The sequence below is a fragment of the Stieleria mannarensis genome (assembly GCF_014154935.1).
In the GTDB taxonomy this organism is placed as follows: domain Bacteria; phylum Planctomycetota; class Planctomycetia; order Pirellulales; family Pirellulaceae; genus Stieleria; species Stieleria mannarensis.
On the sequence record NZ_JACEHH010000038.1, the window covers coordinates 1 to 24,935 of the forward strand.

16 protein-coding genes are annotated in these 24,935 nt (G+C 59.6%); 12 read left to right on the plus strand and 4 right to left on the minus strand.

All coding sequences use genetic code 11. The features are described from left to right. Nucleotides 1–293: 293 nt before the first annotated feature. On the minus strand, nucleotides 294–2,168 hold the full coding sequence (locus H1B37_RS22840; protein ID WP_220498331.1) for a transketolase: 1,875 nt from the start codon (nucleotides 2,166–2,168) through the stop codon (nucleotides 294–296). Between the two features lie 219 nt (nucleotides 2,169–2,387). On the opposite strand from H1B37_RS22840, the gene H1B37_RS22845 reads away from it, so the two are divergent. Both H1B37_RS22845 and H1B37_RS22850 read left to right on the plus strand, forming a co-directional pair. Beyond that, on the plus strand, nucleotides 2,388–2,714 hold the full coding sequence (locus tag H1B37_RS22845) for a rhodanese-like domain-containing protein (RefSeq protein ID WP_182869132.1): 327 nt from the start codon (nucleotides 2,388–2,390) through the stop codon (nucleotides 2,712–2,714). 12 nt (nucleotides 2,715–2,726) lie between these two features. Further along, nucleotides 2,727–2,939 carry an acetyltransferase gene (locus H1B37_RS22850; protein WP_182869134.1) on the plus strand — a complete coding sequence of 71 codons (213 nt, stop codon included), beginning with the start codon at nucleotides 2,727–2,729 and terminating at the stop codon, nucleotides 2,937–2,939. 320 nt (nucleotides 2,940–3,259) lie between these two features. On the opposite strand, the gene H1B37_RS22855 is transcribed toward H1B37_RS22850, so the two are convergent. Next, nucleotides 3,260–3,475, minus strand: a complete 216-nt coding sequence (locus H1B37_RS22855) for a dodecin (protein ID WP_182869136.1) — start codon at nucleotides 3,473–3,475, stop codon at nucleotides 3,260–3,262. A gap of 186 nt (nucleotides 3,476–3,661) precedes the next feature. Here H1B37_RS22855 and H1B37_RS22860 point away from each other — a divergent pair, with 186 nt between their 5' ends. The 9 genes from H1B37_RS22860 to H1B37_RS22900 all read left to right on the plus strand — a co-directional run bounded on the left by H1B37_RS22860 (nucleotide 3,662) and on the right by H1B37_RS22900 (nucleotide 19,110). Continuing rightward, nucleotides 3,662–4,096 carry an SRPBCC family protein gene (locus tag H1B37_RS22860; protein WP_182869138.1) on the plus strand — a complete coding sequence of 145 codons (435 nt, stop codon included), beginning with the start codon at nucleotides 3,662–3,664 and terminating at the stop codon, nucleotides 4,094–4,096. Nucleotides 4,097–4,135: 39 nt separating this feature from the next. Then, the gene (locus tag H1B37_RS22865) at nucleotides 4,136–4,579 is read left to right on the plus strand and encodes a hypothetical protein (RefSeq protein WP_182869140.1); all 444 of its coding nucleotides are present in this window, start codon (nucleotides 4,136–4,138) and stop codon (nucleotides 4,577–4,579) included. A gap of 109 nt (nucleotides 4,580–4,688) precedes the next feature. After that, the gene (locus H1B37_RS22870; protein ID WP_182869142.1) at nucleotides 4,689–5,408 is read left to right on the plus strand and encodes a 3-keto-disaccharide hydrolase; all 720 of its coding nucleotides are present in this window, start codon (nucleotides 4,689–4,691) and stop codon (nucleotides 5,406–5,408) included. 59 nt (nucleotides 5,409–5,467) lie between these two features. Continuing rightward, nucleotides 5,468–8,491 carry a PVC-type heme-binding CxxCH protein gene (locus H1B37_RS22875; protein ID WP_182869144.1) on the plus strand — a complete coding sequence of 1,008 codons (3,024 nt, stop codon included), beginning with the start codon at nucleotides 5,468–5,470 and terminating at the stop codon, nucleotides 8,489–8,491. Continuing rightward, nucleotides 8,488–10,419, plus strand: a complete 1,932-nt coding sequence (locus H1B37_RS22880) for a sulfatase-like hydrolase/transferase (protein WP_182869146.1) — start codon at nucleotides 8,488–8,490, stop codon at nucleotides 10,417–10,419. The genes H1B37_RS22875 and H1B37_RS22880 overlap by 4 nt, the downstream gene beginning before the upstream one ends. A 5-nt stretch (nucleotides 10,420–10,424) precedes the next feature. Continuing rightward, entirely contained in the window at nucleotides 10,425–12,008 is a 1,584-nt protein-coding gene (locus H1B37_RS22885; protein WP_182869148.1) for a sulfatase, read from the plus strand. Between the two features lie 112 nt (nucleotides 12,009–12,120). Continuing rightward, nucleotides 12,121–15,687, plus strand: a complete 3,567-nt coding sequence (locus H1B37_RS22890; RefSeq protein WP_182869150.1) for a GEVED domain-containing protein — start codon at nucleotides 12,121–12,123, stop codon at nucleotides 15,685–15,687. Nucleotides 15,688–16,071: 384 nt separating this feature from the next. After that, nucleotides 16,072–17,439, plus strand: coding sequence for a hypothetical protein (locus H1B37_RS22895; RefSeq protein ID WP_182869152.1), 1,368 nt, complete (start codon nucleotides 16,072–16,074; stop codon nucleotides 17,437–17,439). Nucleotides 17,440–17,661: 222 nt separating this feature from the next. Then, nucleotides 17,662–19,110, plus strand: coding sequence for a sulfatase family protein (locus tag H1B37_RS22900; RefSeq protein WP_182869154.1), 1,449 nt, complete (start codon nucleotides 17,662–17,664; stop codon nucleotides 19,108–19,110). Between the two features lie 161 nt (nucleotides 19,111–19,271). Here the strand turns inward: H1B37_RS22900 and H1B37_RS22905 are convergent, their stop codons facing one another. Then, a complete protein-coding gene (locus tag H1B37_RS22905) occupies nucleotides 19,272–20,582 on the minus strand; it encodes a sulfatase-like hydrolase/transferase (protein ID WP_182869156.1) in 1,311 nt (436 codons plus the stop codon). Continuing rightward, nucleotides 20,579–21,961 (minus strand): argininosuccinate lyase, encoded by a 1,383-nt coding sequence (argH, locus tag H1B37_RS22910; protein ID WP_182869158.1) that lies wholly within the window; start codon nucleotides 21,959–21,961, stop codon nucleotides 20,579–20,581. Before argH ends, H1B37_RS22905 begins: the two co-directional genes overlap by 4 nt. 180 nt (nucleotides 21,962–22,141) lie before the next feature. Here argH and H1B37_RS22915 point away from each other — a divergent pair, with 180 nt between their 5' ends. Then, nucleotides 22,142–24,895, plus strand: a complete 2,754-nt coding sequence (locus H1B37_RS22915; protein WP_182869160.1) for a hypothetical protein — start codon at nucleotides 22,142–22,144, stop codon at nucleotides 24,893–24,895. The last annotated feature ends 40 nt before the right edge of the window (nucleotides 24,896–24,935 follow it).

The following is a 24,935-nucleotide window of genomic DNA, read 5'->3' on the forward strand; positions in this document are numbered from 1 at the left end:
GCACTGGCCGCGCAGCGGACAGAGGATTAACACGCGCCGCCGGGGCGGCCGGGGAGCAATTGAGACAATGGCTCTACAGACGCAGTGTAGAACCGCTGTCCCAGCTGTTCGCACTGGCCGCGTAGCGGACAGAGGGTTAACACGCGCCGCCGGGGCGGCCGGGGAGCAATTGAGACAATGGCTCTACAATCGCAGTGTAGAACCGCTGTCCCAGCTGTTCGCACTGGCAGCGTAGCGGACAGAAGATCAACACGCGCCGCCGGGGCGGCCGGGGAGCAATTGAGACAATGGCTCTACAGACGCGTCCTGGAACACCATCGCTCGACGGAATCAACGATGCTCGACGCCGAGATTCCTTCGAATTCGAGTAGGTCTTCGGGCGACCCGCTGATCGGTCGCTTGCGAACGGCCAGGCAATTGACCGGCGTCGAATGATCGGAAAGGCTAGTTAGAATCGCTTCGCCGAGTCCGCCTTCGGGGAAATGATCCTCGACAGTGAAGATGACGTTTGTTTCGTCGGCCGCCCGCCGGATGGTGGCATGGTCCAGGGGTTTGATGCTGTACAAGTCGATCACCCGCGCGCAGACTCCTCGGTCAGCCAGCGTGGCTTCCGCGGTCAAACACTCATGCAACGTGATCCCTGCCCCGATCAAGGTGACTTGGTCGTCGTCGCTGTGGCGGAGCACCTTGCTGCCGCCGATGCAAAACGATTCGTCGTTACCATAGATCACCGGGGTTTTGCCACGTGTGGTTCGCAGGTAAGCGATGCCTTCATGCTCGGCCATGGCATCGACGAGGGCTTCGGTCGAGACGGCGTCGCAGGGGTAGAGCACGACGCCGTTTTGAATCGTTCGAAACATGGCGATGTCTTCGAGCCCCATTTGTGAGGGGCCGTCTTGGCCGATCGAAACGCCGCAGTGTGAGCCGACGAATTTGACGGCGGCATCCGAGTAGGGGCACATTCGGATTTGGTCGAAGGCCCGCGTCAGGAAGGCGGCAAAGGTGGAAACAAAGGGCGTCTTGCCGCGCAACGCCATTCCCGTGGCCACTCCGACCATATTCTGTTCGGCAACAAACATCTCGAAGAAGCGTGCGGGAAACTCGTCACGGAACCGTTTTGTGCGCGTCGAATTACAGACTTCGCCGTCCAGTGCGACCATCCGCGGAAACTTCGCCGCCAATCGCGACAACGCATTCCCATAGGCGTCTCGTGTCGCAACGTTGTCGTCGATTTTGTAATCGATGCGTTCGGCTTGCCGGGACGCGGGCGGATCCGGCTGATACAAGTTCGGCGGCGCGATCGTCCCACGGATCTGCTCGTTCGCCGTTCCGAAACCGGCCAGGATTTGATCGACGTCGTCTTCATCGACGGGCTTGCCATGGTGCCCGCCTTCGTCCTCCAAGGATGAGATCCCTTGACCCTTGATCGTGCGTGCGATGAACATCGTCGGCCGATCGGAGTTCCCATGATCGGCGTTCAATTCGTCAAAGGCACGCAAGATTTGGTCGTTGTCGTGGCCGTCGTCGATCAGAACGCACCGCCAGCCGAACGCCTCGATCCGCTTTCGGTAGGCATCCAGGTCGTGTCCATGCATCGTCGCACCGCGCTGGCCCAATCGATTGACATCCAGGATTCCGACCAGATTGTCCAGCTTGTAATGCGAGCCGATCTGGATCGCTTCCCACTGCGCCCCTTCGGCCATCTCGCTGTCGCCCAGGAGTACAAAGGTGCGGCTGGGAGATTTGTCCAGGTAGCGTGCGGCCATCGCCATGCCGAGCCCGATCGACAGGCCTTGGCCGAGTGATCCCGTAGCGGCCTCGGTGAGCGAAAACCGCGCAGTCGGGTGGCCTTCCAGCCGACTGCCGAACTCGCGATAGCTCAACAAATCATTGGGATCAATTTTTCCGGCGGCAGCCCACAACGCGTAAAAGAGAGGTGACGCATGCCCCTTGGAAAAGATCAATCGATCGTTGGCAGGATGATCGGGCTGGTCGAGGTTGAACCGGAAAGCCCCGCCAAAGACCAGGTCCACCATCAACTCAACCGCCGATAACGAGGACGTCGGATGCCCCGATCCCGCCTCGGACGTGCAGCGGACGATCCACCGACGGACTTGTTGACAAATTTGCTCCAGGTGTGAAGTGTCGCGTTGCATTGCCGTTGACATCAAAATCCCCCTCGCGCTCAGCTGCGATTCGTCGTGTGAAAAAGATGTCAATCTCGGCTGCAAATGACGCGCCCGGCGAGTGACAAACGCTCGCACAGAATCAACTCGGCATCCTCAGCACAGAATCGGTGGACGTGGAATGCAACTTGCACCTCATCCGATCGTTTTTGCAAGCCTCGAATCAACGACTTCCTCGGAGCTTTTTTAAGGATTAGGACGATGAAAACGGTGACCACAGAACGACTAAAAACGCTGAAAGCGGAAGGCAAAGATTTCTTGCTCGTTAACACGCTTGATGCGAATCATTTCGGGCAGACGCAGATCCCCGACTCGATCAATATTCCCCTGAGCCAAGACAATTTCACCGGCAAGGTCTTGGACGCCGCGGGGTCCAAGCAAAAACTGGTCGTGGTCTACTGTGCCAGCGCCGACTGTGACTCATCAACCAAGGCCGCGAAAGAACTCGAAGAAGCCGGGTTCAATGTTGCGGACTACGAAGGTGGTGCGGCAGCCTGGAAAGCGTCCGGTGAGCCACTCGCGGTCTAAGGGGGAAATCCGATGTTTGTCAAAGAAAAAAAGTCAGGTCACCTGATCCGGGTCACGCAAGCCGACCAGCTTGAAAGCCCCTTGGAAGCAGAGGTCACCGGGCGGATCCAGGCCGGCGAAGAGGAGCAAGATGAAGCTCGGTTCGCCAAATCGGACCTCATCTTCCCCTCCGGCGAATCATTGCCGAAGTGCTGGACCGACGCGAACTACCAGCTTTGTCGGTGAATCGCCGTTGGCACGAAGCAGCCGTGCTCGGGCGGTCTCGCATCTAGGGCGGTCTCGCATCTAGGCCAGTGCGATCCCACTCGGGACGGCGATTGGTTGAGTGCAACTTTGGGCCACATCCAGATTCTCTCCCTCTGGGAGAGACGGCGTTTGCGCAGCAAGCAAACGCCAGAGAGGGCCCGCGCTAGCAGAGTCGCTTCTGCCTCCGGAACACGAAAGTCTTGGCGACTTCCGCTACGAACAAATCCGTCACGCATACCGTCGACGTCTCCCATGGCAGCCCACGTCATCGGACAAGACGCGATCGGTCGCGTCTGCGATCACTGGGATTCATCAAGTGTAAATCCGATCTTGACCGTCACCTGCCAATGCTCGATCTTTCCGTCGCTGATGTTGCCGCGCGTTTCAGCGACTTCGAACCAGCGCATGCCATGCACACTTTTGGCGGCGCGTGCGACCGCGTTCTCGACGGCATCTTCGATCGACTTCGTCGATGAACCAACAATTTCAATCTTCTTGTAGACGTGATCGGACATGATCAGGGCTCCCGAGGTGGAAGAATTGGATTCGTTACTGCTCGTGAAATCGGCCGCAAACGCCATGCCATTGTAGCGGACGTTTTTGGGGAGGAGCGACGCCGCGTTTTAGGGTGTGCGCGCAAACGCGGCCCAGGGTGTGTATCATTGGGTGCCGCGTTCGTTGTCCAGCATGGAGTTGAAAGCATGAATGATTCTTCAGTCCCGGTTGTCGTCGAGCAATCGTTTGACGCGTCCCGAGAATCGGTCTGGAAGGCCATCACCGAGCGGGAGCAAATGGTTGAGTGGTTCTTTGAGAACATTCCCGAATTCCGCGCCGAGTCCGGCTTCGAAACCCAGTTCGATATCGACGCCGGCAGCCGAGTCTTTCGGCATCAGTGGAGAATCACCGAAGTCGTCCCGGAGCAGAAGATTGTCTACGATTGGCGCTACGAAGGATTTCCAGGCACGGGCAAAGTGACCTTCGAAGTTTTTGAGGAGGCCGAAGGATCGAAGCTGCGGGTGACGAATGAAGGCGTCGAATCGTTCCCCGATGACATTCCCGAATTCACGCGTGAGAGCTGCCAAGACGGCTGGACGTACTTGCTGCAAACCAGTTTGAAGCAATACCTGGACGGCTGAGGCCCACAACGTGCTGCAACAGCCAACAGGTGGTGAAACATGATTCGCAACGTCGTCGCCATCGTCGCGGGCCTGATCGCCGGCAGCATCTTCAACATGGCCCTGGTCAGTGTTTCCCACGTCGTGTACCCCTTGCCCGATGGGATTGACCCGAACGATTTCGAAGCGTTCCGGACCCATGTCGAAACCAACGGGATGCCGACCGGGGCATTACTGATCGTGCTGGCGGCCCATGCCGGTGGCAGCTTTGTCAGCGGTCTGGTGTGCGGGTTGGTTGCAAAACGAGCCTGGTACATCGCCGCTGGCATACTCGGGATCCTGTGGATGTGCGGCGGCATCAGCATGTTGATGATGCTTCCGGCCCCGATCTGGTTTGCGGTGGTGGACATTGTTTTGTACGTGCCCGCGGCGCTGCTGGGCGTGCGACTTGGCGGCGTAGGGACGGGCACGGTACCGCAACCTTCCGCGGCGGCCTCGAGTTAAACTGGTTTCGGCTGCTGAATGGACAGGCCGGAAGCCTGTCTCACATCGCGGGGCCTGGCGCCCTGCATTGCCGCCCAGGTCATTTGCGATTCCCCAAAGGTTCCTTGAGATGAAATCCTGCGTTCTATTCGCCTTGTTTGTCCCGGTCGCGACGCTACTGGCTGCCCAATCACCTTCCGGCGGCGGGTATTTTGGGCCGGCCGATGGCGATGGATTTCGCCCCATTTTTAACGGCACGACGCTGACCGGTTGGTCGTGCGTCGACATGAGTTACTGGTCTGTTCGCGACGGCGCCCTTACGGGTGAATCGACCGCGGAGAACCCTTGCACGAAGAACAAGTTTCTGGTCTGGCAGGGAGGCGAGTTGTCGGATTTTGAGTTGAAACTGAAGTTCCGCGTTCAAGGCAACGGTTGCAATTCCGGCGTCCAGTTCCGCAGCGTCTTTCGCCCCGATGGGTTGGCCGTCGGATACCAAGCCGACATTTACAACAGCGGTCCGTATCTGGGCGGGGTTTGCGACGAGATGCATCATCGTGACGGCCCGGAATTGTTGAGCGCCAACGGAAAGAAATCAGTGATCGACAAGAGCGGCAATCGAACCGCCACCGACATTGGGCCCCTGGTTAAAATGAACCTCTGGCCCGAGTGGAACGAATACCACATCATCGCCAAAGGCACTCAAATCACGCTGCGAATCAACGGCCAAACGGCGTCACAGTTGATCGACGAAGAAGAAGCCCACCTTGATTTGAAGGGAATGCTCGGATTGCAATTGAGATCCGGCAAACCCATGACGGTTCAGTTCAAAGAGATCGTCGTTCGCGATTGACGCGATATCCCTACCCTGGATGGATGCCACTCAATTCCCGGAAAAACCGAAATTCTTTTATGATCCGCGTAGCCTGTTTATTTCTATTGGGGCTGTGTATCGCTCAATCCACAATTGCGCAACGAATTGACACCCCGCACGCGATCAACACGCAAGCCGCAGGCGAACACCCTCCATCGGCATCCGAGGCTGCCGATCGGATCGAGGTCCCCGCCGGTTTTGGCGTCACGTTGTTTGCCGGTGAACCCGATGTTCATCAGCCGATCGCGATGGAGATCGATGATCGTGGTCGATTGTGGGTCGCAGAATGTTACACCTACGAAGGCAGCGAGTACGACTTGCAAAAGCGTGATCGTATTTTGATCTTTGATGACACCGATGGTGACGGACGATTCGACCGGCGGAAGATCTTTTGGGACCAAGGCCAACGATTGACCGGGTTGACGCTCGGCTTCGGCGGCGTTTGGGTCACCAGTGCCCCGAACTTGTTATTCTTGCCCGACCGCGATCACGATGATCGCCCCGACGGGCCGCCGCAAGTCATGCTGGAAGGGTTCAGCGTGCTGGCGCGGCACAACATGGTCAACGGTTTGCGTTGGGGACCCGACGGATGGCTGTACGGTCGGCACGGCATCACGGACACCTCCCACGTCGGCACTCCTGATACGCCAGCGGGCAAACGAACGCCGCTGAATTGTTCGATTTGGCGGTTTCACCCCCAGCGGCATGTCTTTCAAGTCGTCACCCATGGCACGACGAATCCTTGGGGGCTGGATTACGATGATCACGGCCAATGGTTTTTTACCAACAACGTGATCAATCACTTGTGGCATGTGATTCCTGGCGCCCACTACGAACGCATGCACGGCGCGGACTTCAATCCGTATCTGTACGGATTGATCGAACCCACCGCGGACCACTTCCATTGGGACACCGCCGGCGGAGTCGGCGATTCCGACAACAAGAACCGCAAACAGTACGACGGGCGTCATGACGACCACGGCGGCGGCCATTCGCATTGCGGTGGGATGATTTATCTGGGCGACAATTGGCCGACGCAGTACCGCGGACGGATGCTGATGTGCAACACGCACGGGCGGCGGGTGAACGTCGACCGATTGGTGCGCCGCGGCAACAGCTACGTCGGCGAGCACGAACCCGATTTCCTGATTGCCAACAACCCGTGGTTTCGCGGTGTCGAATTAAAGTACGGCCCCGACGGTGGCGTTTTTTTGACCGATTGGTCGGATCTGGGCGAATGCCACGACCGCGACGGTGTGCATCGGACGAGCGGTCGGATTTACAAGATCACCTACGGGGAACCGCAGCGGCAACGTCCCGATCTAAGTCAGTCATCCGACATGGATTTGGTGCACTACCAGCTTCATCGCAACGACTGGTTCGTCCGACATGCTCGGCGCCGGCTGCAGGAGCGCCACCTGGCGGGTGAAGATCTGTCGCGAGCAGCGGACGCGTTGCGTGCGATCTTTGCGGATAATCCCGACGTCACGCGACGACTGCGCGCGATGTGGGCCTTGTACAGCATCGACGCGGTGGATTCTGATTGGTTGACCCGGCAGTTGCACGATCCCTCCGAACACGTCCGTGGCTGGGCGGTCCGATTGCTGGTCGATCGCGGTCAGCCCGGGGGCGACACCGCGACACAGTTGGCCGAATTGAGCGAGCATGAAACCTCCGGCTTGGTACGACTCTCGTTGGCGTCGGCCCTGCAACAGCTGGATCTTGCCGATCGTTGGCCGATCGCCATTCATCTCAGTCAATTTGCGGAAGATGCCAACGATCGAGTTCAACCGCTGATGATTTGGTACGGAATCGAACCGGCGATCACGGGCGATCCGGAACGAGCACTCCGATTGGCGTTGGCGACGAAAATTCCGTTGCTCCGGGAATACGTCGCACGTCGTTTGAGTTCGTCGATCGACCACCAGTCGTTGATCGTCGACGCGTTGATCGATCAGGCTTCAACGTCCGACGCGGCGCACGCGTCGGACTATCTATCCGGGCTGGCCGCGGCATTGAAAGGTCGGAATCGCGTCACGCCGCCGGCGAACTGGCAGGAAGCATCGAGGGTTTGGGCAGGGATGAACGAAGCTTCGGTAACGGAGCTCGTGCGTGAGTTGTCGGTCGTGTTCGGTGACGGACGAGCGGTGGACGAATTGCTGCTGATCGCCAAGGACACCGGCGCCGGTCCGGCGGCGCGGCGTGACGCGTTGGCGATTGTCTTGGACAGTCAGCCGAAGGGATTGTCACCCACGTTGTTGAAATTAAAAACAGACCGGGTCGTCGGAGCCTTGGCGATCCAGGCTTTGGCGCGCTACGAGCAGCCTGAGATTGGGAAACAGTTACTCAGCTACTACCGCAACGCGAAACACGAGCACCGCCCCGCGATCATCCGCACATTGGCCTCACGTGCTAGTTACGCGGCGATGCTGCTTGCCGCCGTCGAAGCAGGCACGATCGATCGAAGCGACATTTCTGCCGCGGCCGCCGGCAACATCGCGGGGCATGGCGACCAGGCATTGACCGAGAAGTTGGAAGAGCTTTGGGGGGCAGTGCAAACCAGTCCCAAGGAAAAGGTTCAGCTGATCGAGTCGTACCGTGCTCGCTTGACACCCGAACGATTGGCCGAAGCCGATCTGGATGCCGGACGATTGGTGTTCGCAAAGGTCTGCGGCACTTGCCACAAAATGTTTGGGGAAGGTAAATCCGTCGGACCTGATTTGACGGGATCCAATCGCGACAACTTAAGCTACTTGCTGGAAAACATCATCGACCCCAGTCGCATTGTCCCCGCCGACCTACGGCAGTCGGCGGTCTTGTTGTCCGATGGCCGCGTGATCAACGGATGTATCACCCGGCAAGACGAACATACCGTGACGATCCAGACCATTGACGACGTGCAGCGAGTGCCGCGCGAGGAGATCGAGCGGATCCACAAGTTGACACAAAGCTTGATGCCCGACGGAATCCTGCAACCGCTGTCAGAGGCTCAAGTCCGCGATCTCTTCGCATTTCTGCAATCCACCTCCGACCATCCGACACGACACAGGATTCCACAATGAAACCGGTCCTCCACGCCGCCTTGCTCGCCCCGCTGCTGTTGCTGACGCATGCTTGGTCTGTGACGCCCTGTAACGCCGCCGACCCGCCGAACGTTATCGTTTTCCTGGCCGACGACCTCGGTTGGGGCGACCTGGGATGCTACGGGCACCCGAAAATCCAGACACCCAACCTGGATCGATTTGCGTCCGAAGGGGTGCGCTTCACACAAGCCTATGCCGCATGCGGAGTTTGCTCGCCGAGCCGTTCATCGATTTTAACCGGCCGCACGCCCTATCGAAACGGCGTTTGGCGTTGGCTGCCGGTGGGCAATGAGGCGCATTTGCGGGAGAGTGAAATCACGATCCCGGAGACCCTGCGTCCGCTGGGTTATCAAACGATGCACAGCGGCAAGTGGCACTTGAACGGGTATTTCAATAGCGACGAACAACCACAACCGGATGATCACGGATACGACTGGTGGTTCGCGACGCAGAACAACGCTTCGCCGTCGCATAAGGATCCGATCAACTTCGTTCGCAACCGAAAGGCGGTCGGCCCGCTCGAAGGCTTTTCGGCTCCACTGGTTGCCGAAGAAGCGTCGTCGTGGTTGAAGCAACAACGCGATCCGAACCGGCCGTTTTTCATCACCGTTTGGACACATGAACCGCACCTGCCGATCGAAAGCGATCCGAAATTTCAGCAACTGTACAGCGAGATCGACAATCCCGGCATTCGCCAGCACCACGGCAACGTCACTCAACTGGACCATGCGTTCGGCAACTTGATGAAGACGGTCGATGAACTCGGATTGCGCGATAACACGTTCGTGATCTTCACCAGCGACAACGGGCCGGAAGGATCTGGCAAAGGCAACCTGAAGAACCCACAATCACAACAAAACCGCACCTGGGGTTCCACGGGAGGCTTGCGTGGTCGCAAGCGCGACAGCCACGAAGGCGGCATCCGTGTTCCGGGGATCGTCCGATGGCCTGGAAAGATCCGGCCGGGCACGGTCAGCGACGTTCCCATCATCGGTTCGGACATCTTTACCACCGTGCTGGAGATCGCCGGCGCGCCGGTGCCGAGTGACCGCACGATCGATGGCGTGAATCTGTTGCCGGCTTGCGAGGGCAAAGAACTTGAGCGATCCGTGCCGCTGTTCTGGCGCACCCACATCGCTCCGCCGGCCAGTCACGCGGCGATGCGGATCGGCGACTGGAAAATTGTTGCCGATCAAAAACTGGAGCGGTTCCAGCTGTACCAAATCGCCAAGGACTGGAAAGAAGAAAATGATTTGGCTGATGAGATGCCCGAAAAGTTGGCGGAGATGAAAGCGAAGTTCATGGAAGTCTGGGAAGGCGTCGAGAACGAAGGGCCAAAAGAATGGTGGGTCAACCAGCCCGAGGGCGGCAAACGCAAGAAAGGCCCCAAGTTGTCCGACGGCACCGACAAGACCGGAGACTTTGACGTGGTCAAGGGCGCGACGGTTTCCCGCAGCGAGCTCGGTTACCTGTTGGACAGCGGCCAAAGCGAAGGGTTTGCGCTGCAAAAGCTGGACGTTCCGGTTCAGGAATCTGCGACCTTTCGAATCCAATATCGCTCGGTGATCGACGACGTGACGAAAAACGCGTGCTTCTGCTTTGGGGCGGAACCGGTGAACGATCGCTTGCACAAAGCCGGCACGTTGATCGGGATGGGCCGCCACGGGGCGTTTGACGGCAGCTGGGCCAACGTCAAAATCGGCGCCAGCAAGCTGGGTAACTTTGCCCCCACGGACATGTTTGATGCCACCGTGACGATCGATTTGGACCACGGCAAGTTGATCTTGAAGGTCAACGAGACACGGATCGAACATCAATTGCCCAGCAATTTGGAAAGTGTCGACTATGTCGGCATCTACGCCAAAAACACCAAATCGGAGTTCTCCAAGATCACGCGGGTGAAGTGATCACCATGAGAACGTCAGCAACGATCTGTCCCATCATTCGAGCGTCACTGGCACTTGCATTGGCCGTCTTCACGACCATCGCGGTCGCGCGGGACGTGGATCGACCGAACATCCTGTTCATCGGGATCGATGACCTGAGACCCGAATTGGGATGTTACGGAGCGGACTATATCCATAGTCCCAATATCGACCGGCTGTCGCGCCAGGGTGTGCGGTTTGAACGAGCCTATTGCCAATGGGCCGTTTGCATGCCGTCACGGGCAAGTCTGTTGAGCGGTTTGCGGCCGGATGCGTTTCAGGGAAAGTCGAATCAGTTTCGCAAATTGGTGCCAGACGTTGTCACGCTGCCCCAGCATTTCAAGAACCACGGCTACTTCACGCAATCGTTCGGCAAAATCTATCACGGGGCTTGGGAAACCGCATACGTCGGCAACAGCTATCAAGACCCGGTGTCGTGGTCCGCGCCGCGTTTCGCATCCAGTCCCCGCTATTACTTCAGTGACGAAGGGGTTCGCATCGCCCGGGAAATCTTTCAGCGATCCAGAGACAAATTCCTGGCCGGCGTCGCAAAAGACCCCAGTGATCCAGACCAATGGACCAGACACTTCGTTCGGGGGTTGGCGACCGAAGCGCCGGATGTCTCGGATGACCTGCCCGGCGACGGACAAATCGCCGTCGCGGCGCTGCGAGCACTGCGAACGAGACACGATGCACCCGAGCCGTTTTTTCTGGCGGTCGGCTTCATGAAACCGCACCTGCCCTTTGTCGCGCCCCGACGCTATTGGGATCTTTACGACCCCGACACCATACCGCCGGTGAGTGTTCCCGAACGTCCGGTCGGTGCCCCCGAGTTTGCGGTCCAGTCTGGCGCCGGCGAAGTCAATCAATATGTCGACCGGTCGCGGGGGTTGGTCAGCCCGGAAAGGACGCGTCATCTGCGTCACGGGTATGCCGCCTGTGTCAGCTACATCGATGCCTTGGTCGGTCGGTTGCTGGATGAACTGGACGGGTTGGGGATTCGCGACAACACGCTGGTCGTTCTGTGGTCCGACCACGGTTACAAGTTGGGCGAGTTCGGGGCCTGGGCGAAGCACACAAATTTTGAATTGGACACGCGAGTTCCGTTGATCATCAGTGGGCCCGGATTGCCGCAAGATCGACGCTGTGACGCCCTGGTCGAACTGGTCGATTTGCATCCGACGCTCAGCGAACTGGCGGGGTTACCGATTCACGCCGGTGTGCAAGGGGAAAGCTTTGCCGCCAACGTCCGCGCCCCAGCCGCCCCGGGCCAGGAGATCGCCGTCAGCCAATATCCCAAAGCCGGCTACATGGGCTATACGATTCGGACCAAGAGCCACCGCTACACCGAATGGCGACCGGTAAACGCGACCGACGAAGACGCGGCGTATCGCGAGTTGTACGCTTATGGAAGCGACGGGATTGAGCGCGAAAACCTCGCCGACCGACCGGAGCATCACGCGGTCCAGAAAGCGCTCAAGCAGCGGTTGAATGAAGCAATCGCCTCGGCAACCGAGAATCGGAGCTTGTCCAGCCTCTCCTGTCAGGGCTTACGTGGGGCGAAGGAATGATCGGAGTCCTGCGGTGGCGTCGTGATCGAGCAAAAGCGTTGGACGCCAACTATGCTAAGCTGCCCAGCTTGGTCTCGCAGTTCTTCCGGATTCCGTTTTCGATTCTTATCGCATGATTTACAAGCCACGTCGTCACCCCGGCAATCGAAATGCTGTAGCTACGAAACACCGTTATCAAGTTCCACTGAAGCTTGAATTGCTCGAACCGCGACGTTTGCTTGCTCAATTGTTGTTGTCCACGCCGGATGCAATGGAAAGCGACGACCATGTGACGGTCAATGTCTCCTTGGCGGAAGCTCAAGCGGAACCGGTGGAAGTCCTCTTTGACACGATCGATTCCGACGCGATCGGGGGGCGGGACTTTGTTGCGGTGACGGGGCAGCGACTGACGTTTTCACCGGGGCAAACCGTCCAGTCGGTCGACGTCGCTTTGCTGGACAATGCACTGCGCGACGGGGATCTCAGCTTCGGCGTGCGTGTCTCGATCGTCGACGACGACGGGAGACGCGTGTTGGCCGACCTGCAATGGTTTGCGCCTCCTGGGGATTTGTTTGTCGATTGGCTGGAAACAAGCCCGGACGGATCCACCATCGCTTATGGCGCCCGGCGACTGAAATCCAGCGTGATTCTTTCGGTACCGACCGATGGTTCAAGGGCGCCGATCGAGCTGGCACGCTACGATGGCGATTTTTACAAAACCGTTCAGACACACAAATTTTCTGCTGACGGCAAGTGGCTGATCTACTCCGGTGATCTTGAGACCGATGGTAAAACGGATGTCTACATCGTCCCCGCCGACGGATCGATGAATCCGATCCGAGTGCCAAACGATCTCAGTACGGGTGTCCTCTCAAGCTTTACCGTGGCCCCCGATGGGCAACGTTTCGTGTACACCTGGAAGGGCGACGGTGAAGATGCTTCGGTGATGTATTCCGCCCGGCTGGACGATTCCTCACCGGCAATCCCGATCAGCAACTTATCCCCTTTCTATAACTTGGTTGATTTCACGCCCGATGGCAATTCGATCGTGTTCCAGAACCGCGACGGGGACGACGTGCAGCATTATGTCGCTGCGATGGATGGATCGTTCGAGCCGATGCAGGTCGCGACCGATGTACCGGGAAGCACCTGGGGGCTCGCGGGGAAGATCAGTCCCGATGGCCAGACGCTGGCGTTCACCAAACGAGACCCGAATGCTTCCAGGATCACCAATCTTTTCACTTCCCGACTGGACGGCAAAGGGGAATCGAAACGAGTCGCATTCGATATCGGAAGCTCGTCTTATCAGTTTTCGTCGGACGGAAAACACCTCGTCTACCGCGTGGACAAGGGGATCGTGGCTCCGCACGAGATGTTCACCGTTCCCGTCGACGGTTCCGCAGAGCCCAAGATCTTGCATCCCGAACTGACCGGTTCGCAATGGGTGGAACACGGTTTTCGGGTGATCGGCGAAGACGTGTTGTTCCGTTCCAATTTTGAAGATGAGTCGGCCGGGTATTCGACATACCTGGTGCCGAGCGACGGTTCCCAGCCGCCACGCAAATTGCTCGCCCCGATCGAAGACAGGACCGTTGACAAGATCACTCCGTCACCGGACGAAAAGCACATCGTGTTCCAGGCCATCGATTTTCGTGATCCGGAAGACGATCTTGTGGAGATCTACAGCATCCCACTCGATGGATCCCGGCCGCCCAAGAAGCTTAACGGCGACTTTGTCGACGGCGGAACGATTCCTCGTTTTGCACCGATCTTATTTAGCAAGGATGGACAAGATCTATACTATTTTGCGGATCAATTGGTCGACGATCAGCTGGAATTGTTTGTCGTCCCGGTCGACGGCCGTTCGAAAGCTTCGCGAGCCAGCGTGCCGCTACCGACAGTCTTTGATGTCAGCTGGTCATCCGTCGGAGCCACCGAGACGGGCATTGCCTACGGCGTCCGGGAAGGCTCGTTTGCGCCCCATGCCATCTACAGCAGCCAGCTCCATCAATCCGGCAACGTCCGGATTCTCGACGACGAAGGCGATGTCGCGGACTTCGGCGATGCTCCAGAACGATTACCCGACGGGCTCGGTCAATCCTATCCGGTGACGTTGTCACAAAATGGTGCTCGGCACAACGTCACGGAACTCTTCTTGGGTGCGGGCGTTGACGTCGATTCCGATGGGCACCCGGCCGCAGCCGCCGACCATGATGACCAGGACGAGTCAGACGAAAACCAGGGCGTGCGGTGGTTGAGCAATTTGCTGATCACACAGACGGACACGCTGACGACCATGCAAGTGACGGCATCACAAGCAGGAAAAGTCAGCATCTGGATCGATTTTGATCGCGACGGCGACTGGGGGGATCGAATCGATGAAGTCGTGATCGCACACGACGTCCATGCCGGCGACAACTTGATCCCCTTCGTCGTCCCGGCCGGAGCCATCGCGGGGCCGACCGCGGCCCGGGTTCGGCTCAGCACCTCCGGGGAGACTGCACCAACGGGGGCGGCAGCGGATGGCGAAGTCGAAGATTTTTGGCTGGATTTGGTCGATGCCAAATCCGATCCGGTGCCGTTGGTCGTCAATCTGTTGCAGCCTGGCGGTTTCCTGAGACTGATCGCCGACCACGTCATCGTTGGAAACGGTTTGGAACCGCCGATGTTTCATGCCGAGGGCGATTTCTCCAAAGTCAACGTCTCGCTGTCCCCTGCTGACGATTCGTTGGCCATTGAACTTGGACAACGCCCCAAAAACAAGATTGCCATCCAGGGTAACGACGAAACCAATCGACTGGCGTTTCACGATCTTGACCGAAACAACCTGCAGCCATTGGTCTTGGACTTTGGCGAATCGGGTGATTTCCAAACCGACAACGTTGAAATCGTGGACGTTGCCGACTCTGAAAGGTTCCGTCTTCCCGTCGATGATCTGACCTCCATCGCAGCGGCACAGGGCGTGACCATCGTCGCTGCCTCCCGGGAACAATTGCAGTTTAATGATCGGTCGGCTTGGCGGATGGGAGACACGTTCGAGCAACAGGGCAAGTTCTATCGTCAACTCGTTGCCCCGGGGACGCTTTCGCCTCCCATCGTGATCGATCTCCCCAACCCGTGGCAGAACGTTGTAACGACGACCGATGTAAATAACGACGGTTCCACGTCGGAGATCGATGCACTGATCGTGATCAACCAGATTGCCAAACAAGTTGACGTATCGGGCGTCACGTTGCCCGATCCGCTGAGCCTGGCCCAATGGCCCGGCAATTACTATGATTCCAACGGAGATCTGGAGCTCTCTCCCATCGACGCCTTGGTCGTGATCAATGCTTTGGCAAGACAAGCCGAGGGGGAGCGTGCTGCCGAACCGGAACAAGTGACGCCGGCCGTTAGCCAAGAATTCGACCCGATCACCGATCATCGTTTTCTCGCACCGGTTGCATCGACCGTGAAGAGAGACGAGGTCCCTGAGACGCCATGGTGGGGAAACCTCTACCCAGACACCACCGCTGGATCACCATTGCCACCGCTCGATGCCGGTCGAGACCAGCAGGTTCTGCCGGCCGGCGATCGAGCGATCTCCGCAGGGATCCGCGCAACATCGGGCACCGACCATCTGGACCAGGCGAGACTGACCCGGACCTGGTCACAGTCCGTCGATCGCCTGCTCGCCACGAGCCTGCTGGACGAAACCTGAACCCGAACATCGATTGAGAGCGGCGCACTCGATCCTCGGCCAAACACTCTCCTTTAGAGAGGTCGTGCGATTTGGGAAATCACCCTCCTGGCAGGAGGGTCGAGCGCAGCGAGGGGACGTCGAACGGTAAATTGCCGAACAAGCTTTCGTCCTTTGGTCACATCGAATCGCGGATCAACCCTCCCCGCTCCGAGCGCTCACTCCTCCGCGACCCTCCCTGCCAGGGAGGGTAAAGTCGTCAACGCCTGTTAAATCAGGGTTCAAAAACCGCACGACCTCTAGATGCGGCGTCAAGGGTTTTGCTAGGTTCGCGACAAAACGACCAGAATCAAGCGTCTCCCGCACGTCCCGGGAGGATTTCGCGTCTGCGGGCAAAGGATTGCAATGAGCGACTACGATCAACATCCCGGTGGCGGATTCAGTAGCGTCGATGGCTACAACGACCCGGCGGGATCGCAAGCCGAAGAAATGCGGCGGATGCAGGAAGACGAACTCAATCGGCAGCAGCAGGCGCAGGCCGCCGCCGATGCCGCCGCCGCCGATGCCGCCGCAGCAGAGCAGGCCGCAGCAGAGCAGGCCGCAGCCGAGCAAGCGGCGGCACAGCAGGCCGCCGGGCAACGATCGCGCGGCCGAACGGATCTCGGTGCGCGTCAAAACGCCGCCGGTCGGCAGGCGAAAAGGTCTGCTGGCCACAAGGGGAACAATTCTCGCGGGGCCCGAGCATCTCGTCCGGCAGGCCCGAGCGACTGGAACCCGGCGTTTGCAACCTTGGGGTTCATCGCGGCCGGGCTTTGGGGAATGGGGCTGTTGGAAGGAGACGGTCGATTGTTCAGCGGCGTGGTCACGGGGCTGGTCGGCGGCTACATCGCCGGGCACTACTACAAGATGCTGATCGCGGCGACGCTGGTCGGGGGTGGTTGGTGGTTCATCAGCCAACACGAGGCCACGAAATCGCGCTCCGAAAAAACGTTGGTGACCGCAGCCGACGTCACATCCACACCGCGCCCCGCGTCGGATACACCCGCACGGCCTGCGACGAGCCCTCGCAAATCGTTCGACGCTCGGTTCGCAAAGTCGACGCTGAAGACTCCGCGACAAGCACCAGCAGCTCGATCTTTCTCGACCGACACGTCCGAGTTGCTCCAGCGCCCGCGTCAAGAGTTGGTCACCGATCCGTCGCGGATGCGAGCGTTTCGGAAAGCGATGCTTGACTTTGAAACGCGAACCGGCAAATCGTTTTTGAGTGATCATCGATCGATGAAGCCGGCAATGCGAACGCACTTTGACTACTTCGCACGCTACGCCGACGGCGAACTTCAAGAAGGCCAAGAAGCGATTCCCGAACTGCAACCGATCCAAGGGGTCTGGGATTATCGCAGTCCCCAGTTGTGGGAACTGGATCTGATCGCCACGATCGATCAACACTTTCTATTCAAATCGACGCGGGCCAACGGGACCACGCGTGACGGCGTGTTTCGGACGTACAGTGGCGACGGACTGTGTTATCAACCGATGACGCGCCCGCTTCGTCGCTCCGGGGCCACGTACGCTGACTTTCAATTGCCGGTCCGCGGCGGTCGCGTTTGGCGGGAGTTTGCCCGGGCAGTCTATCAGGCAAACACTGACGCAGAGCTGCTGGCCCTGGACCCGATCAACCAGGCGATCACCCAAACGCATCAAAGGATCGCCGAGGCGACGGCCCGTGAAACATCCCCCGGACGCGCGACGTCGCCGGGCAAGGTCTCTCGCTGATTTGATACGACGGCCACGCCTTCGGCTACGAGTACGCCTTGATTGCCGGGCAACGTTCGCACCCTGAAATCGTTTTGCCCCCATTGTTTTACCACCTTTTCTACAAATGGTCCCAACAAACGCAGCATGACTCCCAGGATCCGGTCCGTTCCGCGCTGATCTGGATTATGATTTCTCGTTCAAGATTGCGATTCGTTCACGAGGGACAGCGAGGAAGTGGAGATGCGTGGTTTAATGATGTGCCGCCGATGGGGCGCGCTGGCGGTCGTGTTGGTGGCGGTCATTGCACGGGCCGGCGAACGGCCGAACGTTCTATTGATCACCGCGGATGACCTGGGGCTGCAACTGTCGTGCTATGGCGACCCGATCGCCGACACGCCGAACATCGACCGTCTGGCCGACCGATCGGTTCGCTTTCGCACGGCTTACGTCAGCCAGGCGTCGTGCAGCCCCTCGCGTTCGTCGATGTTCACCGGTTTGTACCCCCACGGAAACGGACAGTACGGGTTGCTGAACGCCAATGTCGGGTTTCGCGTCCACGAGCATCTGGTCGACTCGCTGTTGCCCAATGTCTTGAAAGACCACGGCTATCGGACCGGCATCATCGGCAAGCTTCACGTCGGGCCGGAAAAGGCATTCGCGTTTGACATGCGACACGGCGAAGGGTTTGGCAGCCGCGACGTCCGGTTGCAAGTCGATTTTGCACGCCAGTTTCTGCAGCAAGACGACGACACGCCGTGGTTCCTGATGTTCAATTTGTTCGATCCGCACGTGGCGCGACAGCGAATGCCCGGCGGTCGGCGCGGACCGCAATTCTTTCCCGATACGGTCAAGGGGTTGCCGAAAAACGTGCTCGGCCCTCAGGACATTGCTCCTTGGCCCTGGCAACAGATCGACACGCCGGAACAGCGAACCAAGATCGCCGGCTATTACAACTGTGTCCATCGCATCGACGCGGCGATCGGGATGCTCAGCGACGTCCTGCGGCAAACCGGCAACTGGGACAACACACTGGTGGTGTTTCTCGGCGATCACGGTCCGCCGTTCACACGCGGCAAAACCAGTTGTTACGAATCCGGGCTGCGAGTCCCATTCTTGGTCCGCTGGCCCGGCGTTTCCCAGCCGCATGTTTCCGATCGTTTGGTCAGCAGCGTGGACATCTATCCGACGATCCTGGACGCGGTCGGAATCGAACTGCCCTCGCCCCGTCATGGTCGTTCGCTGCGAAAGGTGTTGGCACCGTCAAACGACGCGTCTGATTGGCGGCAAACGTTGGTCGGAGAATTTCATTACCACGGCGCGACACCGTTCTTCCCACGCCGGGCCATCACCGACGGACGCTACAAGCTGATTGAAAACCTACGAGCCGGTGAAGCGTCCGCGATCGACTCGGTTGACGGCGATCGAGCGTATGCCCAAGCGCAAAAACTGCCCAATGACCATCCGGCACGGATCGCGATGGAAAGGCTCAAAAATCCGCCCCAGTGGGAGTTCTACGATCTGGAAAATGATCCGATCGAATTCCACAATTTGGCCGGAAACGCTGACGTTGCCGACGCCCAATCGCGACTTCAGCGTGCCTTGGAGCAATGGCAAGAAGCGACCAGCGACCCCTTCGTCAACGCCGAGTTTCGAACCAGGGTCCAGCAGCGCTACCAGGCGAAACCATAGACCAGCAGCGATATGCCAGCGGGAAGCGTCAGCGAGCGGCGCACGTGGACCAGAACACAAATAGGACCTATGGGACAAATAGGACTTATACGTCGCATGAGTCCGATACGTCCTATCTCCCCCTGGCCAGCAGTCGCGGGGCTTTGCGATTCACTGTCGCTCTACTTTTCAGCCTTCAGCTGCGACCCAGCCGTCGCCCGCAGTCGCCGGACGGCTTGGTCACCTTCGGCGGGGACGATTTCCAGCACGGTTTCGTGCGGCAGGTGACGCGCGTCGATGACTTGATTCGATCCCGTTCGGATCCGCCACTGTCCGTCGAACAGACTGATCTGGTTTCGAATGCCGCCGGTGATCCATTCTCGCGACGACTGTGGTTTTCCATGCAGACGCGATGCAAACGAAACGCCGTCGAGTTCGACGTCCGGTGGCAGTGTGATACCGGTCAGATCACAGATCGTCGGAAACCAGTCGGCCATGTCGACAAGATCGTCGGCGACCGTCCCGGCCGTGATGGTGCCCGGCCGCCGCACGATCAGTGGGATGTGCGTTCCGGCGTCGTTGAGATCGCGTTTGCCGCCGGAAACCGGACCGGCGATCGTTCGGCGAGCTGCTCGCGTATCGGTCCCGTTATCACCCATAAAAATGATGTAGGTCTGGTCGGCGATACCCAATTCATCCACCGCGGCGATGATGCGACCGCACAGTGAGTCCATGTAATGGATCATCCGTCCCAGGCTGGCCGGCTGGCCGCTGGCGCGTTCGGCGGGCGTGTCGATGATCGGAACGTGCGGCAGCATCATGTTGTGGTGAATGTAAAACGGCCGTCCGGCATCGACCGCGGACTTCATCTGGTCGATCACGTAATCGGCCAGCACGTCGGGGCCGAAACGATCGGCAAGACGTGCGCGAATCCGGCCGTCGTGGTTCAGGCATGGATTCCAGTAACGCGTCGTCTTGGCGCCTCGACGCCAGATTTGCCAGACGCACCACGAATCGAAACCGGCATCACGACAATGATCGGGATGAAACTCCAGCGCCGCGAGTTGCCACTTGCCGGTGACCGATGTCGCATATCCGGCGTCACGCAACAACTGGGGGAACGTTGAAAATCGACGGCGGAAATCCACCGCCTGTTTGGTCCCGACATGCACCGGCAGCACGTTGAAATAGCCATGCGTCGATGCATACGTTCCCGTGTAAAGACTCATCCGCGACGGCGTGCAGACGGGACTCGTATACGCCCGCGTGAACCGGATGCCGTCGGCGGCCAGACGATCCAAATGCGGCGTCTCGAAATCCCGTCCGCCGTAACAGCCCAGCGTTTCGTAACCGAGGTCATCTGCAAACAGCAGCAGAATGTTCGGTGCGTTGGGCCGGCCCTTCCCGACCGTCCGCGGAGATGATTCGGTCTGAGCGTGCAGTGGTACAGAAAAAAGCAGGACAAGGACCAAGGTCCAGATGGTTGAATTCATTGTTTTGCCAGCCGCTTCGTCCAGGCGGCAATTTGGTCGCGGACTTGGGTCGGGGCGGTGGAACCGTAGCTGGTGAAGGCGGCGATCGCGTTTTTTGTGCCCAGGACTTCCAGGATGGACGCATCAACTTCCGGGGCGTGCTGCTGCATCGTCTCCAGCGGCAACTCGGCCAGCGGGACGTCGGCGGCCATCGCGGCGCCGACGATCGCGCCGACCGCGTGATGTGCCGTCCGCTGCGGCATGCCTTTTTTGATCAGCCATTCCATCAGCGTCGTCGCGTCCAAGTAACCCTCTTCGATCCGCGCGGCGATCCGCTCACGCTGCAACTCGCTGCCGGCGACGATCGGGATCGCCAGTTCCAGCATCGCGATGACGGTGTCGAAGGAATCGAACAGCGGCGGCTTGTCTTCTTGCAGGTCGCGGTTGTAGGCCAGCGGCAGATTCTTGACCAGCAACATCAACGTTTGCAGATTGCCCATCACCCGCGCCGACTTGCCGCGCGTCAATTCCAACGTGTCCGGGTTGACCTTCTGCGGCATGATGCTGCTGCCGGTGCAGAACTGTTGCGGGATCTTGATGAAGTTGTATTCGACGGTGCTCCATAAGATCCACTCTTCGGCCCAGCCGCTCAGGTGAGAGGCGATCATGGACAGCACGAAGGCGGATTCGAGGATGAAGTCGCGGTCGCTGCTGGTGTCCAAGCTGTTGGCGGTGACGCCGTCGAACTGGAGTGCCGCGGCGGTTTGCCGGCGATCGATCGGCAGCGTCGTTCCGGCGACGGCGGCCACGCCGAGCGGCGATTGATTGACGCGGCGGCGGCAATCGGCGATCCGATCGCGGTCGCGTTGGAATTTTTCGATGTAGGCCAACCAGTAGTGCGGCGCCAGCACCGGCTGGGCGCGTTGCAGGTGCGTGTAGGCCGGCAGGATCACGTCCATGTCGCCCTCGCATCGGCCCAGGAAGGACTGTTGCAAGGATTCCAGCAGGGCGTCGACCTGGTCGAGCGATTCGCGGATCCACATCCGAGCGTCCGTGCTGACCTGGTCGTTACGGCTGCGGGCGGTGTGCAGTTTTCGCCCCACGTCGCCGATGCGTTCGATCAGCGCCGATTCGATGTGCATATGGACATCTTCCAATTCCAATCGGATCGGAAAGTCGCCGGATTCGAATTCGGTTTCGATTTCTTTCAAAGTGTCGCGGATGGCGGTGAAATCATCGTCGCTGATCAGCCCGACGCTGCGGAGCATGTCGGCATGGGCGATCGAGCCGCGGATATCTTGGCGGAACAGCCGGCGGTCGAAACTGATGGATTCGGCGAACGATTCGAGTCGGGCGTCGGTGCTGGCCTCGAAAACACCGCTGCGGGAGGGGCTATCCACGGGTCTGGCTATCCAAAAAGGGGCTTGGGGGAGATACTATCGGGAACGGACGTCGGGCTTGCCGATGGCGACCGATCCGTCGAATCATGCTGCCCGACAGTATCGCGAAGTCCGCCAGCGGTGACGACCCGGCGGACCGAGGCGAATGTTCGGCCCGAGTTTTCCCCCTAGGATGTTCTGATGCGTTGTCTGCGATTTACCTTCGCGCTGCTGTGTGTCCTGCTCCCCCAGGCGTTTGCGTCGCCGGCGGCCCGAGCGGTCGATGTGCTGGCCGCGGCGGTGTTGGGGCCGGGCGACCAACCCTACGGCATCGCGACGATCGAGCTGCCGCTGGCCAACCCGATCATCGGTGAAGCACCGCGACCGCTGACGGTCAGCAGCGATTCGGGCCGGGTTTTTTATCCGGTCAGCGAAGACGTGGAGGTGCGAATCATTCCTCCGTCGGAGCGACCGGTGCCACCGCCGGGCAACGGTCGATTGTTGGGACGGCTGGGGAAATTGCTGCGTGAGATCACCGACACCGACGCTCCGACCAGCCAGATCGTCGCCAGGCGGGCGACGTTCTTGTTCAAGGGCGCGACGCCGTTTCGGGTCCGGCTGGCCGACGGCCTGGGGGATGTCGGCGTTTATGAATTAAAACCGACTCGCGACGCTGCCGTGTTCGGCGCGTCGATGGCCCGCTGGTGGCAGACCTATGCCGACAACGCGAAACAGCAAATCGACGCCGGCGATTATCCGCCTTGGGTGGAAAGCTATTTGGTGGCGATGCTGAGCGGACGGACGGGGAATCCCTTGCCGACCTGGTTCACCGAGACCAAGGACCAGGGCGATCCGTTATTGGCGACGTTGAAATACTTGGGCGGCGCCGAAGCGGTCACCCAGGAAGTGTTTCGCCGCACCGCGGCGGGGCTGACCGATGTCAATCTGCCGGCCGAGCAGCAATACGACGCTTCCGAATTGGTCGGATTGCCTGAAGGCCCCAAGTGGCAGAACGCCGTGTTGGGGCCGATCGACGAGGATGTGGTCACCGAACCGATCGCGTCGCGTGTCCCGCCGGAGTGTTTCTATCTGCGGTTCGGAGAGTTCAATAATTACCTGTGGTTCCTGGATCTGGCCCAGGAGTACGGCGGGGATGTAGGCCGGATGGTCAAGCTGCGCGGAACCGAGGTGCAAGCGACGGCGCGATTCCAGCGGCAGATTTCGGTCAAGATCAATCAATTGTCGCGATCGCTGGGGCCGACCGTCGTGTTGGACCAAGCGGTGATCGGCCGCGACCTGTTCACGTCCGACGGGGCGACGATGGGCGTGATCATGAAATCCGCCAACGCGTTTCTGTTGCGTTCCTCGCTTTCGTCAGATCGTTCCAATCGGGCCCGCAGTGACGACGCGGTGTCATTGAAGACGGTCACGATCGCCGGGCGTGAGGTTTCGTTTTTGTCCAGCGCGGATAACTCGGTGCGTTCGTTCCTGGCCGAAGACGACGGCTACTTCTTGATCACCAACAGCGAGACCCTGGTGCGGCGCTTCTTTGAAGTCGGCCAGAGCGGCGAGTCGCTGGCGGCCACCGATTCGTTTCGACTGTCCCGGTCACTGGTGCCGACGTCCCGTGACGACACGATCTTTGCCTACTTTTCGCCCGAGATGTTGCAGCGGTTGGTGTCGCCGGAATACCTGATCGAACTGCGGCGGCGATCGAGCGCCCAAAGCGACGTCGCGTTGGTCCACTTGGCCCGTCTGGCTGCGACGGCCGAAGGCGTGGTCGCGGAAAACGGTGACAGCCTGGGGGTGGACGAGTTGATCGAAAAAGGGTTCTTGCCACTCTCGTTCGGCAACCGCAGCGACGGCAGCGGCGTGATCTCTGTCGGCGACCGGGTGATCGACACCCTGCGCGGGGTCCGCGGAACATTCTTGCCGATCGCCGACGTGAATATCGAATCGGTCACCCGCGAAGAGTATGACTGGTACACGCGGATCGCCAGGGAATACAGCGAACGGTTCCCGCAACTTGATCCGATCATCGTCGCACTGCGTCGCGACGACGTGCCGGGTGACGACACGATGGAGCGGATTTCGATCCACGCCGAGATCGCTCCGCTGACGCCGGAAAAGTATGGCAAGTGGGCCAAACAGCTCGGCCCTCCCACCTCGGTCGCGATGCGTTTTGCGCCCGACGATATCGTCGCCGTCCAAGCGCACGTGGCCAGCGCCCAGATCGGTCCGCCGACGCATCTGTTCGCCGGCATCAAAGACACGTATCCGCCGGCGCCGGACCAGTTCGAAGGGATTTTGAAAACCTACTGGGCGCTGCGGGAGTTGCCCGCTTACCTGGGTGCCTGGCCGCAACCGGGGGCGCTGGACCGATTGCCGCTGGGGCTGGGACGCGGACGTCCGGTCGGCCCCGGGATGTCCAAACTGATCGGCGGGCTATACCGATACACCGGCGGCGGTTTCAGTGTGCTGTCGTTTCAGCCGGAGATTCTCAACAGCACGCTGCCGTTTCTGGAAGCCACCGACGTCGGGCAACCGGCGACCGTTCGCGGCCGCATCGGCAGTCTGCTGGGCAGCCAATTGGAGGGCTGGGTGAACAATGAACTGTATCAGAACGCCGCCCAGGCCAGCCGCGCGGGCGCGGAATTTTTGAATCAGTTTTCCGAGCAACTGCACGTCGGTCCGGAACAGGCGATCGAGAACGTCACCCAGGTGCTGGGGGTTCCGCTGCAATGCCCGCTGGGCGGCCAGTATGAATACGACCAGGTCGAGAAACGCTGGCGAAGCACGGCTTGGAACGGCAACGAGCCGCTGGCGGTGCCGCCGGCCGATTACGTCGCCCCGTTGTTGAACTGGTTCCGTGGCGGCACGTTCACGATGACCCAGTACAGCGACCGATTGGTGGCCGACGTGGAGATCACCGTCGCGCGGGGTGCGGTGCCGTAGCGGAACTCGCCAAGGGTTTCGCTCTCGTCGGCGAAGCCGG